This window comes from Pedobacter sp. T50_32 (genome assembly GCF_057652195.1).
Genome location: NZ_JBYFBY010000001.1, coordinates 192,859 through 208,205, shown reverse-complemented (window position 1 = coordinate 208,205; position 15,347 = coordinate 192,859). Strand labels below are relative to the sequence as shown.

Sequence of the window (15,347 nt, the reverse complement as noted above, 5' to 3'; positions counted from 1 at the left end):
TGTTGTGTTAGGTTAAGTAACAATATGGTGTGAATTTACAGCTAAAGAGAAATAGTTGTAACTTTCTATTAAGAATTTTACAACGTTTAAAAAAGATGAGAAATTACTTACTCCTGCTATTCTTTTGCCTTTCTTTTGGTCTTCCTCAATCGTCGTTTTCTCAAAAAACAGAAGTGAAAGATCCTGAAATTGCCACCATGCTGAACGAAGTATCTGCGGCTAATTTGGAAATTTTAGTTAGGAAAATGGTTTCTTTTCATACCAGACATACTTTAAGTGACACCCTTAGTAAAACTAAAGGGATTGGTGCAGCAAGAACCTGGATTAAGAGTGAGTTTGAAAGATATGCTGCAGCAAGCGGCGGGCGTTTACAGGTGTCTTACGATACTTTCACCCAGCCGGCAGATGGCAGAAGGATAAAGGAAGCGGTGGTTTTGAAGAATGTGATGGCTATCTTACCGGGAACAGATCCATCTGATAAACGGATGTTGATGGTTTCTGGTCACTACGACTCGAGAGTTACCGATGTGATGAATGCTAAAGATTTTGCTCCCGGTGCTAATGATGATGCTTCTGGCGTAGCTGCGGTAATGGAAATGGCTCGTGTAATGAGCAAATATAAATTCAGTAGTACTTTGGTGTTTGTGGCTTTTGTTGGCGAAGAGCAAGGTTTATACGGAGCTGCTAACCTAGCCAAAAGAGCAAAAGAGGAGGGATGGAATGTTCATTTACTAATGAACAATGATATTGTAGGGAATTCTTACGGAATGGAAACCGATATTAAAGACAATAAGAGTGTCCGTGTATTTAGCGAAGGAGTTTCTGCTGCCGAAACCAAAGAACAAGCTGCGGCCAGACAGTCGGCAGGAACGGAAAATGACGGGAAAGCACGACAAGCCGCACGTTATATCAAAGAAATAGCTGAAAGATATGTGGATCAGTTGGAAGTGAAGTTGATTTACAGAAGAGATCGATATTTACGTGGTGGAGATCATACGCCATTTTCACAACAAGGTTTTGCAGCAGTTAGGCTTACAGAAATGAACGAGGATTTCAACCGCCAACATCAGGACGTGAGAACGGAAAACGGTTTCAAATTTGGTGATTTGCCCGAGTACGTAGATTATACCTATCTGCAAAAAGTAACCAGAATGAATATGTCGGTGATGGCAAACCTAGGCTTAGCTACACAAGAGCCAGAAAATGTGATAGTCATTACTTCGGGCTTAACCAATAAAACAACTTTGAAATGGGACGCTCCAAAGGGAAAATCGCCCCATGGCTACTACGTTTTAATGAGAGAAACCTCTAGTCCTTTTTGGGAGCGCAAATTTTTTGTGAAGGAAAATCAAGCTACGCTAAATTATTCTAAAGATAACTACTTTTTTGCAGTGCAATCTGTGGATGAAAAAGGCCATGAAAGCTTAATGGTTATTCCGAAGCCGGGACGCTAAAAAAGGAAAAGGCGGTAACCAGCCGCCTTCTCTAATTAACTAAAACTAAACTAAAATCTTTATTTGATGTTCCTTTTCGAAAGGATAAAATAACCGGCAATAAACAGTACAGCTGCATAAGCTAAACTCACCCAAATTTCTTGTGTAAAAATTGGCAGATCTTCCGGACGGCCATTTTTGGTGCCGCTAGCCGCTCTTAATGCTAAAGTTGGTGCACTGTAAGGTATCAGAAAAGCATACTTCCAACCAACATTCGCAGTAATAATTCCAGCAATAGTTCCAATAAAGCCAATGCCCATAGGTTTTAGGAAATCTCCCCAAATTAAGCTCAATACAAATTGAATAGAGAGGATACCCAATGATGCTAAAAATAGTTTTCCGTAAAATCTGCTCAGTATTATCGCGGGATCGTAAGCGTTAAAAGTGTATTTTGGAACAAGGGCTTGTAATAAATATCCGCTACCGTAAGTAAGAAGAGGAAAAAGTACAACGCAAATGAGCAATAACGCTACTGAATAAAGGTATTTGCCCGAGTAGATTGAAAACTTATTTAACGGCTGCGAGAATAGGGTTTTCCAGGTATCGTTTTTATGTTCAATGTTATTTACAGAAAATGCCATAAACATTACATAAAATGGAAGTATAAGCATTCCCATTACACCAAGCGCAGCACTGCTGTATTGAAACCACAACATCATGCCTGGATAGTTATATTTTAAGATTTTAGCCGAGCTAGTGTAATAGCCAAAAGCAATTAGTCCGCAAATAACTAATGGAAGTATAATGGCAGCCCAAAAAGCTAATGTTTTACGAGATTTATAAAACTCGGAGATAAATGATATGTATAAAGATCGCATAATGTGTTTGTTGGGTTTGGTTAATCGTTTAAACTTTTGGGTTGTTTAATTGAAATGGCAGTTGGATATTGAATTTTGACTATTTGGTAATTGGATATTGTGTATTGGTCATTATCCCTTCGAGGTAATATCCAAGAACAAATTCTCTAAATCTTTCTTTTCGGTGCCAATGCTGTAAACGGTAACTCCATTTTTCACCAAAAGACTATTGTAATTGCCCATTTCGGCTTTGCCAGTATAATTGATATGGATACGGCAAGCTTCTTCGCTCAGAATTTCTGCGCCATTGCTGCTCAAAATATTAACTGCAGCAGCATGATCGTCTACCTCTATTTTGATAGATGGCTTGCTCAAATCGTGCAGCTCGTTTATGGTTCCTTGAAAAAGAAGTGCCCCTTTGTTAATGATACCCACATGGGTAGCTGTTCTTTCTATCTCTGCCAGTAAATGGCTAGAAACCAAAATCGTTTTGCCATGCTTGCTAGTCAGTTCAATCATCAAGTTTCTTATTTCGATAATCCCGTTAGGATCTAAGCCGTTGGTAGGTTCGTCGAGCAAGAGTAATTCTGGATCGCCAATTAAAGCCAAAGCAATACCCAAGCGCTGTTTCATACCTAGCGAGTATTTGCCAGCTTTCTTGTTGGCAGCATCGCTTAAGCCTACCAATGCCAACATTTCGCTTGCTTTATTTTTGTTTATCCCTAAAAGGATGCATCTATTGATAAGGTTTTCTTTTCCTGTAAGGTGGGCGTAAATGGCTGGTTGTTCTACCAAAGCACCCATTTGCTTTAAACAAGTAGTACGGTTGTTGTTGAGTTCTCTGCCAAAGATAAAAACGGTATCAGCTGGCGACTGTAGCAAGTTCAGCAAAATTTTAATGGTAGTAGTTTTACCCGCACCATTCGGACCTAAAAAGCCATAAATGCTGCCTTTAGGTACTTGTAACGATAGATCTTTTACTACAGCTTGCGAACCAAAATGATGGTTAAGCCCTACGGTTTCTATGGCAAATCTGCTCATCCTTATTTTAAAATTACAGTTGCAGCCTTAACAATAGAAGTAGTTTTAGAGGTAGTTTTCACTAAGCCTTCTTCGCCAGTGTTATTGTTGCCGTTAGTAGTAAAAGCAAATAACATTACCACAAATACAGGTACTAATAAAAGTAAGAAAGGCGATACGTTGGTTAACTTTTTCATGTTTGTAATATTTAAGGTTTAATACTCTTTTCGTTTTCGTTGAACAAATAGAATAATTCTTAAAAACCTGTGAAAATGTTTTAGACCAAGTGCAAAAAATCCTAGATAAACGGCTAAAATGCCAGTTTGTCGAATAAATCGGCTAAATTGCCCTTTCGTAGAAAAAAAATGCCAGTTGGTCGAAAGTGCTTGTTTGCAAATAGGCTTATAGGTAGTTTAGATAATTATGTTTCTACAAATTTTATGAAGAATAGCAGCAGGGCATCATTAATATTAAACATCATATTCTGGGGAATTATTGGCGCATTGGTTGCCGCTTCCCTTATTTTTTCTACAAAAACACATTCTATAAAGGAGTATATATTAGATTATGTGGTTTTTGGCGCTATTAACGTAGCCGTTTTCTACATCAACTACATTGTTCTAATTCCAGAACTTATCAAAAAGAGGAAGCAGTACCTATGGTATGTGGTGTGCTTTGTTCTTTTAATCGTTGTAAGTGTAGGCATTAAAGTTGGGGTTGCCATGTTCAATCCCGAGTATGTGTTGCAGTACACTACAGATGACGGCAAGGTTCAAAACATCTCAATGACCAATTACATTATCAGTGTTATTTTTATAGCAGGCTTCTTTTTAGTTTCCAGCTGTATCATCAAATTCGCTGTAGATTGGTTCTCAAATGAGCGTATCCAACGCAATTTAGAAAGCGAGAAGAAAGATATGGAGCTGCAGTTCCTAAAATCTCAGCTAAATCCACACTTTCTATTTAACTCGCTAAACAACATCTATTCTTTAGCCTACCAAAAATCTGATAAAACTGCCGACGCAATTTTAAAGCTTTCGGAGATGATGCGCTACATGATTTACGAGAGTAATGATAGCTGGGTAAGCTTAGATAAAGAAGTGCATTACGTAGAAAGTTATGTAGAACTACAAAAACTGCGTTTTAAAGACGGTGCTGCGGTAGAAATTAGTATCAACGGCGTAATAGACGGACAAAAAATTGTACCATTAATTTTAATTTCCTTTGTAGAAAATGCCTTTAAACACGGTGTAGCAAACGATAAGGAAGACCCAATTAAAATAAACATCATTGCTAACCAAAAGATTTTGCATTTTAGTGTAAGCAATAAAAAAAATACAGCCAATAAAGATGCCATTGGCGGAGTTGGCCTAAACAACGTAGAACGAAGGCTGCAATTACTTTATCCCGATAGGTATAAACTAAATATTGTAAATACGTCAGACCACTACACCACAGAACTAATGCTTGATTTATGATTTTAAAATGTATTGCCGTAGATGATGAGCCTTTAGCGCTTGATATTATTGCTGATTATGTAGCGAAAGTTCCATTTTTAGAACTGGTTAAACGTACCGAAAGTGCTATCGAAGCCATGCAATTGGTGCAAGAAGGTAACATCGATCTCGTGTTTTTAGATATTCAGATGCCAGAATTAACGGGTATTCAGTTTTTAAAAATTGCCGGAAACAAAGCGAGTTACATTTTAACTACGGCATATTCGCAGTACGCATTAGAAAGCTACGATTTAAATGTTTCCGACTATCTTTTGAAGCCAATCGCTTTCGACAGGTTCTACAAAGCTGTAGAGAAGGTTCGTAATCAACATCAAAAGCAAGATAACGGAACTGTCGCTGCTGCACCAACTCCAGAGCCTGTAGCTACACCTGCCACTTCGCCTATACAAGATTTTATTTTCGTAAAAACGGAGCATAAAATTCAAAAAATTGAGCTAGATGACATTCTGTACATCGAAGGATTGAAGGACTACATTTCCATCTTTACCAAAAACGAGCGTGTAATTACCCTGCAAAATATGAAAAAGATGGAAGAAACCTTGCCAAAAGGCGAATTCATCAGAGTGCATAAATCTTACATTATCGCAGTAGATAAAATTGAAAGCATAGAGCGCAGCCGAATTGCGATTGCTGGCAAAACTATCCCAGTAGGAGATACTTACAGAGATGCTTTTTTCAAGTTAATTGACGCAAAGAACGTTTAAGGAGAATCGGGATATTTATCGGTTTTTACTAGAAGCTTTATTCGATTTATTGCCTATTTATAGTTGTAAGATTGCTTCGTGCCTCGCAATGACGATACTTTTGAGCTAGTAAATATCACGAGTTGGAATAAATATTACTGTCCAATCTGCTGCTTAATCGCATTCTCCGCCTGCAAAACCAACTCTTCTGGATTTTTATCGCCCCTTTCTATTGGCGCTAACACCGTCCACTTTAAAGGTAGCAGCGCATTTAATGGGTAAGTTCCATTACGAACAATTTTCCAAGAGTTTTCTATAGCTACGGGAACAATAATCGCAGTAGGCACGATTTTCAACAAAGTTGCGATACCACCTACTTGAAAAGGCTTCATTTTGCCATCTTTAGCTCGTGTACCTTCCGCGAAAATTACCGTACTCCAGTTATTTTCGTTCATTCGTCGACCTAATTTGATGATTTCGCCTATAGACTGTTTGCTATCTTTCCTATCAATATTAGCACCACCACCATATTTCAAGTTAAACGAAATAGAAGGTATCCCTTTGGTGAGCTCAATTTTCGAGATAAACTTTGGATGATGTTTGCGTAAAAACCAAATTAAGCTCGGAATATCGTACATACTTTGGTGGTTGGCCACAAAAATAATTGGTCTATCTGTTGGCAATTTTTGGCTGTTCTTAAAACTTACGCTATTAAGCAAGGTAATTTGAGAATAAGTAAGGAAAAAGTTGAGCACATCTACCGACCATTTATGTGCCGAGTAACCGAAAGCTTTATAGCAAATCCACTGTATGGGGTGAAAAATAACTAGGAATAAACCGAAAGACAGATAAAATATTGGAGTTAAGATATAGCCAATAAGTTTGCTCATTTTATTTTTTATAAGGTGTGTATTTAAACGAATTTACGTACGCAAAGGTAGGAAGTTTTGCGTCTTTTATACTACCTGCCCAATTTTCAGATTTGGTAGCCCATAAGTTAAAGATTACCTGCATTGGTTTATTGGGTACAGCAGTAGTGGTGCTATGGATTACCTTTCCATCTATTTCCCAAACTATACTATTTGGTTTCCAGTGAATCACATAAGTATGGAAGTCTTTCGTGCTGTCAAAATCTAGGGGTGTTTCCTTGTCGTGCGACCGTCTGTCTACCCAATGGTTTGTTGTAATTACCTTTGGGTATTTTCCGCTAATTTCGAAATCTATTTCGGTGTTATGAGCTGCATTTGGTCGGTAAAGAAAAAATGCCGTGATACAGCCCATGGCATCAGATGCTTTTAGCTGCGCTTCGAAGCGGCCGTAAAGAAACATCTTTTTGGTACGAAGTTCGGCTGCGGTGTAAGCTTTTTCGTGATGCTTTTTATTGTCAAGCGTTAAAATAATTTGGTTCTGCTGTGATGAAACATTGTACTCTGAGAAGTGAGCTAGGTTATTCTCGAAAGTATGATTTTCTGCCTGCCAATGTTCGTGGTAACCATTGCTGAAGTTTTCTTCAAAGGTAGTTTTCTGTCTTGCTTCACGTTGTGTTTTACATGAAAGGAGTAGTAAAATGAGTACTAAAACATAGCAAAAGCGCACTATATTGATCCTTTCTCTAGCAACAGTTGTACTTTCAAAATTGCAGCCACGCTCATGCTGTCAGTAATTTCACCATCCATTACCATTTGGTAAGCCTTTGCAAAGGGCACTTTTATAATTTCAAGCTCTTCTGTTTCCTCAGGTTGGGCTTCGCCCTGCGTTAACTCTTGGGCAAGATAAATAATTGCTAATTCATCACTCACAGAATTGGAAAGATGCATGCGCTGTATTTCCGTGAGCTTGTTGGCAACCAAGCCTGTTTCTTCAACTAACTCTCTTTTTGCACTTAACTCTGGGTCGATGCCTAATGGCCCACCACCTTCTGGAATTTCCCAACTGTAAGCCTTTAGCGGAAAACGATATTGCCCAACCAGCCAGGTATTTTGTTCTCCATCTAATGGAAGCACGCCTATGGCAATGTTCTTGAAATGTACTTCGCCATAAATTCCTTTGCCGCCAGAAGGATTAATCACCTGATGTTCGGTAACCTTTATCCAATTGTTACTGTATTTTTCTTCGCTGCTAAGGGTTTGCCAAGGGTTTTCGCTGCTCATAGGCAGGCAATATACACAAAATCCTAATTAGCTTTGGTTACCACTTTTGGTGCTGGCGGTACCGTAACCTTGTTGGTTTTAATTCGTGTAAATCTGTAATTGATATTCAAATTGAAGTTATTGGTGTTGTTTCTACTAAAAGAATCAGCAAAAAAATTGGTGCCCTCGTTAAAAGAATAGCTATGACGACCTCTAAACGGATCGTTCGCAGAAATTCTTGCAGATAATCTATTCTTCAAGAAGTTTTGCCTGATGCCTATGGTGGTATTCATCGAACTTCTATTTCTGCCCTGCGCCACCAAATTATTGGCGTAATTTAAACTTCCTTCTGCTGCGGTTCTATTACTAATCTGTAGCGACATACCAATCCGAGATCTTATACTCCAACCACCACGATTTAACGATTGGTTCATGGCAGATTTGTAATTGCTTTGTATCAACGTGAAATTACCATTGAAAGATGTTTTCTTCGTAGGTCTGTAATTACCAATTAGGATATATGAAATGTAGTAGTTGCTGCCCACATTATCGAACGTAGACTCCGAAACCCCGTTAGGATGCACAAACCTGTATCTTTCTATCACGCCAGTAGCCCTTGAATAAGTAATGCGTGGGTTAAATGACCAATCTCTTCCGTACATCCCCATGTTTAATGCAATCTGGTGTGTATACGAAGGCGATAGGTTTGGGTTTCCGTAAGAGATGTTTAAAGTATCGGCGTTGTTTACTTGTGGGTTCAGCGTGTTTTCTCTAGGCCTGTTTACCCTAACGCCATAGCTAAGTCCCACGTTATATTTCTTTTTGATGAATTTGCTTACCGATAGGGATGGAAACATGCTGAAGTATGGATTTACAGCGTAGCTTTGCGCAGTATTCAGATCAAAATCTACGTTGGTATATTCTGCTCTCATAGCCCCTCTTACCGTCCAGCCGTCTTTTCTATAATTGTATGAACCGTAAGCTGCATATATCTTTTCGTTATAGATGAAATCGCTGCTTAACTTATCGTTCTTGTTGAATACATTATTTTTGAAATTGTAGTTTTCTACCAATAAATCACTTTGGTTTTCGCGTATGCCAACAGCTACGCCAACTTCTATGCGATCTCTCTTGTTAAACAACGGTTTCTCATAATCTAGGTTAAAATTTAGCCCGTTATTGCCAATGTCGTTGTTGTTTTGTTGTAATGATGGCGATAGATTTGTTGGAAAAATATAGCTTCTGTCAAAATTCCTGAACGAGTAATTGCTATTAGTGTTTAATGTTAAACCCATCGAAAGCGTGTTGCCAGAAGTATCAATTCTATAACTGTAATCTGCACTAAAAACCAGTGTTTTATTATCACCATTAGAACCGTTTAATTGGTTTCTTAACCTCCTCTCGGTAAGTTCTTCGGTAATATAATAGAAGTTGTTGGTGGTGAGCCCTTCATTGTGGTTTTCCGCATAACTTGCAGAGGTTTTTAGGTTTTGTTTTTTGTTGATATCCCAATCGAAGCCTACTCGGACATTGGTACCTCCATTGTCGCTCTCGCTATTATTGTACTGGTTATAGTAGTAAGTGGTGTCTGGGAAAACATTGGTTCTAAAATTTTCGTTATACCCTTTTCCAATACTAGATCTAATAGAACCACCACCGTTAATGCTGTAATTTTTGCCTTTGTAAGACGCGTTAGCGTTAGCATTTTTGTTGCCTTGCAAACCTGCCCCAATACCTACGTTGCCATTAAAACCAACCTTAAAATCTTTTCGTAAAACGATGTTGATGATACCCTCGCCATCAGCAGAATATTTTGCTGGCGGATTAGTCATCACTTCAATCTTTTCTACTGCATCTGATGGCAGTACGTTCAGCAAATCAGCAATGTTGGAGGTCATGTAATCAGAAGGGCGACCATTGATAAAAACACGAGTGCTTCTCATGCCAGAGATGGTTGGCTTACCATCAATGTCTACTTCTACCATTGGCACATCTTTTAAAATATCCACGGCAGAACTTCCTTCGGCATGTATGCTAGCACCAACATTGTAGGTAATCATATCGCCATCGCTTTCAATTAGAGGCTTTTCACCAGTAATTACTACTTCCGATAAACTGTTTTGAGATTGACCGAGCTTAATGGTACCTATGTTTTTTTCAGCTTCTGATGCGCTAACGTAGATGTCGTTCACCACTACCTGGCTAAAACCGACAAAACTAACCTTCACTTTATAACTCCCTAATTTAAGGTTTTGAAACTTGAAGTAGCCATTTTCGTCTGTCTGGAAAGTTGCTGTTGGCGATTCTGAATTGCTTTCCGTTACCGAAACTACTGCGTAAGGAATTGGCAAGCCACCAACTTCCTCCACAACCTTACCTCTAATAGCACCTTTATTTGCCGTTTGCGAGCTTGCTAAAAAAGGAAAAAAAAATAGGATTACGGTTACAAAGGCAAGTAAATTTTTCAACGTCTAGTTTGCTAAATCATGTGTTTGGTTACGCTAATATATTAAGAAACAGTATCAAATTCAATTATATTCATTGCTAAAATTATTGCAGTTAGCGATGTAATCAATATCTAAACTTTAGGTTTCGTATTTTAAAAATTAGCCGATTAAGCATTTGGACAACAAAAAACCCTTAAGGTTTAATTTTCTTAAGGGTTTTTACATTTTTTTAAATTAGGTTAAATTTCGTTTAAAACGTCTCCTCGTCAGATCTTGGCGTTTCTGGCGCTTTCTTTTTACGCTGGCTAAAATCGGTTTTACCAAAACGGTAAGAGAAAGTTAATGAACCCATGTTTCCTGCTCTCATTCTACTGAAGTCGATAGTAGAACCTGTGTTTTGGAACTCCATTTGGAATTTACGGGCATTGAACAAGTTTCTGATGTTGAAACTTAAACTTGCTTTCTTGTTCATCAAATCCATTTTTGCACCGGCATCAAATCCGTACATAGCTTTGAAAGTTCCTTGCGCAGTTACTTCGCTCGAACGGTAATCGGCTCTTAACTGTAAGGTGATATTTGCTGGTAATGTGATGTTGTTGGTGATGTTAGCGTTGTAAGCCATTCCATCAACATCCGAGGTGCCAAATTCTGCCACACCTTCAATTTTTCTGTGGAATAGGTTAAAGTTCGATGTTAAATTCCATTTTTTTGAAATGTCGAACTTTCCAATTAATTCAACCCCGCTATTTTTTGCACTGGTAAGATTTCGAGGCGTAGTTAAGTTGATACCGTTACCAATTTCTTCCCTAATACGTTGTATCACATCATTTGTTTGACGGAAGTAAACCGATGATACCAAAGAGAATTTATTGAAAAATCTGCTGTAGCTAAATTCAAATGCGTGAACATCTTCTGGCATCAAATTCACATTACCCTGACGGTAGTTAATCGGGTCAGAAACGTCTAAGAAAGGGTTGGTATCCCAACCTCTTGGCCGGTTAACACGACGACTGTAGCTTAATTGAAGCTGCTGCTCATTCTTCAATTTCTGGGTTAAGAAAACACTTGGATACAAACGAGTGTAAGCTACTCTTCCCGGCGTATAGCTAATGTTTCTGTTGGCATCGTAAGCACCCATCTCAGTTTCTAAAGCCGCATCTTCACCCCTTAAACCAACTTGGTAACCAAAGTTTTTAATCTGATTTTGATAGTTCACATAAATCGCATGCACATAATCATCGCTATTAAAATCATTACTTAAGGCACGGCTAAATTCGTACACATTGTTAATTAATGAATCTGCAATTGTTCTGCTGTTGGCAATACGGAACTGACTTCTGTAGCCTGCCTCTAGACGAGATGTTTCGGTTAGCGGTAAAGTATAATCCAATTGGATGTTATAGTTTTTATTGTCGCTAGGTCTGTCTGTACGTTGCAAAAAGTAAGCAGTAGTTGGCAAATACTGATCGGTATTAAATAACTGGTATGTATCGTTATTTCCTGTTGCGTAACTTGCGTTGAAGGTTAATTCTTCACCCTTTTTCTTCAGTTTTTGTACAAAATCTAAGCTTAAATCATAGCTGTTACCTTTACGGTCCCTAGTATTAAATCTATCAGATCCATTCACCAAAACGTTGCTCGAGCTAAAGCTGCTCAGGTAGATAAATTCTTCGTCGGTACTGTTTCTAGCGTTAAAACCACCAGAAAGGCTCACCGTACTTTTTTCACTTAGGTTATAATCTACGCCCAATTTAACGTTGTGCCCCTGCTCCAAATCGTTAGAACTATTGCGCTGACCAACAAATCCAATTCCGTTAACTTCGTTTCTATAAGAAGTGTTATTAAATCCGCTGCCTGGTCTGTTACCATAGCGATAGCTGTAGTTGGCGTAAAGGTTTACGTTCTTATTCTGGAAAGCGAGGTTGGTAGATGCATTGTAATTATCTCTATTACCTGCCGTTAAGGCTACATTACCGTTTAAACCTAACTTCTTGTTTTTCTTTAAAACAATGTTGATGATACCCGTTTGTCCCTCAGCATCATATTTTGAAGAAGGATTGGTGATCACTTCAATTGTTTCGATAGAACTGGCAGGAATGGAAGCTAAGATTTGCGCTACATCTCCACCTCCAATCAACGATTGCTTTCCATCGATCAGAACTCTTGCGTTAGAACCTCTCAGAGAAACACCACCATTCATATCTGTTTGTATAGAAGGTACGTTTTGTAATACGTCTGTAGCAGAACCACCTTCACTTACAACACTTTGATCTACCGAGAAAACCTTCTTATCAATACCTAACTGCATGGTTGGCCTTTGGGCGGTAACGGTCACTTCATTTAAGATGTTGCCTTTGCCAGTTTTCATTTTAATAGTGCCCAAGTTGATGCTTTTCAGAGCTCCAGTAATCGAGATAGAATCTCTTACCATTGTTTGGTAACCTACATAGCTAGCTTTAAAAGTATATACGCCATTGGCTAGGTTGGGGATACTAAAATTTCCGTCTAAATCAGTCTGTACTATTCTAACTTGCGCTTTAGTTTTTCTGTCGGTAAGTACAGCAGAAGCGTAAGGTATGGTCTCATTGGTTTGGGCATCTACAATTCGGCCGCTAATTTTTCCTGTATTACCCGTTTGGGCATAAATTTTTACAGTTGCAATACAAATAAAAGCGACTAATAAAAGAACTTTGCACTTAATCCTATCCATTTAAATTCGGTGAGTTTAATGTAATTTTAATGAGGGGGCAAATCTCGCTCAATAAAAGAATTAAAAGAAGGGAGTAACCATTTTATTACAGCTATTTTATGCTCAATTACAGTAATATTTTTGATAAAGAGGCGCTAGACTATCCTAGCTACAGAAACTTAGTGGATGAACTTTTAGCCAACGGCAAAACTACCGGTCCAGATAATTCGGAAGATATGCTGCACTACACCAAAATGAATGTGCAACGTATGAACAGAGTTGATAAAACTACTGTTTTAACCGAAGAAATCATCTCGACCTTACAACAAATTCAAGGCAAGTATCGCTTTTTAATTATTACTGAAGGCTGGTGTGGTGATGCAGCTCAAATTGTACCTGTTTTCAATAAAATTGCTTCAGCAGCGGCTGATAAATTCGAATTGAAACTGACTTTAAGAGACAAAAACCTCCCGTTAATCGATGCTCACCTAACCAATGGTGGAAGAGCAATCCCCGTATTATTGGTTTTAGATGAAGCTGGAAATTTGGTGTTACCTAAATGGGGACCAAGACCAATCGCTTTGCACAATTTGATGTTGGAGTGGAAAAATGAAGGAGTAGTAATGCCCGAGTTAGCAGAAAAACTTCATTCTTGGTACGCAAAAGACAAAACTGCTACAACTCAACAAGAGTTAAATCAATTGTTGAAACAGCTAAAGTAAGCTGGCTAAAATCTGCATAGAGTAATGTCGTTCTTATCGATGTCGTTACAATTGATTGGTGTGTTTGCGCAAGCCATAAAAATCACTAACTTGAGCTTACTAACTTATAAGCCGAGATGCAGATTAAAAAACAAAGCAAACATTATGATGCGGTAATTGTAGGTTCGGGCGCTGGTGGCGGTATGGCGGCTTATACGCTTGCCAAAGCTGGACTAAAAGTGTGTCTTTTAGAAGCTGGAGCCATGTATGACCCGCAAAAGAACATTACGCAGTTAAAAAATCCTTGGGAATCACCGCGTAGGGGAGCAAGCACAAAATTTCGTCCTTTTGGCGATTTTGATGCCTGTTACTACGGTTGGGATGTAGAAGGTGAGCCATATACGAAAGAAGCCGGTACCGAATGGGATTGGTGGCGTGCCCGTATGTTGGGTGGTAGAACCAATCACTGGGGACGTATTTCACTGCGTTTCGGTCCAAAAGATTTCAAAAGAAGAAGTATAGATGGTTTAGGCGAAGATTGGCCTATCAGCTACGATGATATCAAACCATTTTACGATAGGGTAGACAAACTGATTGGTATTTTCGGTACCAATGAAGGTTTGGAAGATCATCCCGATGGTTTCTTCTTGAAGCCACCAAAACCACGTTTGCACGAACTTTTTATTCAAAAAGGTGCTGCGGTGTCTGGCGTTAAGGTCATTCCATCAAGGTTATCTATCCTTACCCAAAAATTAAACGATGATAGAGGGGTTTGCTTTTTTTGTGGGCAGTGTAACAGAAACTGTAGCATGGCAAAAGCCGATTTTTCTTCTACCAACGTACTCATTTATCCAGCTATAGAAACCGGTAATGTTGATGTAATTCCTAATGCCATGGCTAGGGAAGTTTTGACTAATGCAGAAGGCTTGGCAACTGGAGTTTCGTACATCAACAAAGATGATATGATGGAATACCAAGTAACCGGACGTACAGTAATTTTAGCGGCTAGTGCTTGCGAATCATCGCGTCTGTTGCTCAATTCGAAATCGAAGCGTCATCCAAATGGCTTAGCGAATAGTAGCGATGTTGTTGGTCGTTATTTACACGATTCTACTGGTGCGGCTTTAGGTGGTGTGCTTCCTCAATTATTTGATAGAAAACGTTACAACGAAGATGGCGTAGGTGGCATGCACATTTACTCGCCTTGGTGGTTAGACAATAAAAAACTAGATTTTCCACGTGGTTACCATATCGAATATTGGGGCGGAATGAGCCAGCCAGCTTATGGTTTTGGCGGTGGAATTGAGGGGATGAATGGGAAATTTGCCGTTCGAGGTGAACAGAAAGAAGCAGGAGGTTATGGCAAGTCGTTGAAGGAAGATTACCGTTATTTCTATGGTGCAAGTGTGGGCATGGCAGGTAGAGGCGAAGCTATTCCTGTGTACGATAATCGTTGCGAAATCGATCAAAGCGTAGTTGATAAATTTGGTATTCCGGTGTTAAAATTCAATGTGAAATGGAGTGAGCACGAGATTTTGCAGGCCAAGCACATGAAGGAGACTTTCGATGAAATGATGCATAACATGGGTGCAATTGTAACTTGGGGTGGCGATTATAACAAGGAGAACAATTATGGTTTAGAATCTCCAGGTAAAATCATTCACGAAGCAGGTACGGCACGTATGGGGAACGATCCGAAAACATCAGCTTTAAATAAATATAACCAAGCACACGACTGTAAGAATTTGTTTGTGGTAGATGGGGCAGCCTTTACATCACAGGCAGACAAAAACATCACTTGGACCATTTTAGCGCTTTCTATGAGAGCTAGTGAATACATTATTTCGGAAATGAAAAAACAAAACTTATAA

At 38.9% G+C, this 15,347-nt stretch carries 13 protein-coding genes; 5 read left to right on the top strand and 8 right to left on the bottom strand.

Going from position 1 to position 15,347, the window contains the following annotated elements; genetic code table 11:
• Window positions 1–95 precede the first annotated feature (95 nt).
• The gene (locus AC23ME_RS00885; RefSeq protein ID WP_487725865.1) at window positions 96–1,454 is read left to right on the top strand and encodes a M20/M25/M40 family metallo-hydrolase; all 1,359 of its coding nucleotides are present in this window, start codon (window positions 96–98) and stop codon (window positions 1,452–1,454) included.
• 59 nt (window positions 1,455–1,513) lie between these two features.
• Here the strand turns inward: AC23ME_RS00885 and AC23ME_RS00880 are convergent, their stop codons facing one another.
• From AC23ME_RS00880 to AC23ME_RS00870, 3 genes are all read right to left on the bottom strand, one after another.
• Window positions 1,514–2,311: an ABC transporter permease gene (locus tag AC23ME_RS00880; protein WP_487725864.1), complete on the bottom strand. Its 798-nt coding sequence runs from the start codon at window positions 2,309–2,311 to the stop codon at window positions 1,514–1,516.
• A 111-nt stretch (window positions 2,312–2,422) separates the two neighbouring features.
• Window positions 2,423–3,331: an ABC transporter ATP-binding protein gene (locus tag AC23ME_RS00875; protein ID WP_487725863.1), complete on the bottom strand. Its 909-nt coding sequence runs from the start codon at window positions 3,329–3,331 to the stop codon at window positions 2,423–2,425.
• 2 nt (window positions 3,332–3,333) lie between these two features.
• A complete protein-coding gene (locus AC23ME_RS00870; RefSeq protein WP_487725862.1) occupies window positions 3,334–3,507 on the bottom strand; it encodes a hypothetical protein in 174 nt (57 codons plus the stop codon).
• Between the two features lie 243 nt (window positions 3,508–3,750).
• On the opposite strand from AC23ME_RS00870, the gene AC23ME_RS00865 reads away from it, so the two are divergent.
• Window positions 3,751–4,788: a sensor histidine kinase gene (locus AC23ME_RS00865; RefSeq protein WP_487725861.1), complete on the top strand. Its 1,038-nt coding sequence runs from the start codon at window positions 3,751–3,753 to the stop codon at window positions 4,786–4,788.
• Window positions 4,785–5,531: a LytR/AlgR family response regulator transcription factor gene (locus AC23ME_RS00860; protein ID WP_487725860.1), complete on the top strand. Its 747-nt coding sequence runs from the start codon at window positions 4,785–4,787 to the stop codon at window positions 5,529–5,531. The genes AC23ME_RS00865 and AC23ME_RS00860 overlap by 4 nt, the downstream gene beginning before the upstream one ends.
• Window positions 5,532–5,665: 134 nt before the next feature.
• Here AC23ME_RS00860 and AC23ME_RS00855 read toward each other — a convergent pair whose 3' ends face one another.
• The 5 genes from AC23ME_RS00855 to AC23ME_RS00835 form a co-directional block, all read right to left on the bottom strand.
• On the bottom strand, window positions 5,666–6,400 hold the full coding sequence (locus AC23ME_RS00855; RefSeq protein WP_487725859.1) for a lysophospholipid acyltransferase family protein: 735 nt from the start codon (window positions 6,398–6,400) through the stop codon (window positions 5,666–5,668).
• Window position 6,401: 1 nt separating this feature from the next.
• Entirely contained in the window at window positions 6,402–7,106 is a 705-nt protein-coding gene (locus AC23ME_RS00850) for a family 16 glycosylhydrolase (protein ID WP_487725858.1), read from the bottom strand.
• Window positions 7,106–7,660 carry an NUDIX domain-containing protein gene (locus tag AC23ME_RS00845; protein WP_487725857.1) on the bottom strand — a complete coding sequence of 185 codons (555 nt, stop codon included), beginning with the start codon at window positions 7,658–7,660 and terminating at the stop codon, window positions 7,106–7,108. The genes AC23ME_RS00850 and AC23ME_RS00845 overlap by 1 nt, the downstream gene beginning before the upstream one ends.
• Window positions 7,661–7,683: 23 nt before the next feature.
• Complete coding sequence (locus AC23ME_RS00840) at window positions 7,684–10,107, bottom strand: TonB-dependent receptor (protein ID WP_487725856.1); 2,424 nt, start codon at window positions 10,105–10,107, stop codon at window positions 7,684–7,686.
• Between the two features lie 229 nt (window positions 10,108–10,336).
• The gene (locus tag AC23ME_RS00835) at window positions 10,337–12,796 is read right to left on the bottom strand and encodes a TonB-dependent receptor (protein WP_487725855.1); all 2,460 of its coding nucleotides are present in this window, start codon (window positions 12,794–12,796) and stop codon (window positions 10,337–10,339) included.
• A 98-nt stretch (window positions 12,797–12,894) separates the two neighbouring features.
• Between AC23ME_RS00835 and AC23ME_RS00830 the strand changes: the two genes are divergently transcribed.
• Entirely contained in the window at window positions 12,895–13,497 is a 603-nt protein-coding gene (locus tag AC23ME_RS00830) for a thioredoxin family protein (RefSeq protein WP_487725854.1), read from the top strand.
• A gap of 116 nt (window positions 13,498–13,613) precedes the next feature.
• Window positions 13,614–15,347 (top strand): GMC oxidoreductase, encoded by a 1,734-nt coding sequence (locus tag AC23ME_RS00825; protein WP_487725853.1) that lies wholly within the window; start codon window positions 13,614–13,616, stop codon window positions 15,345–15,347.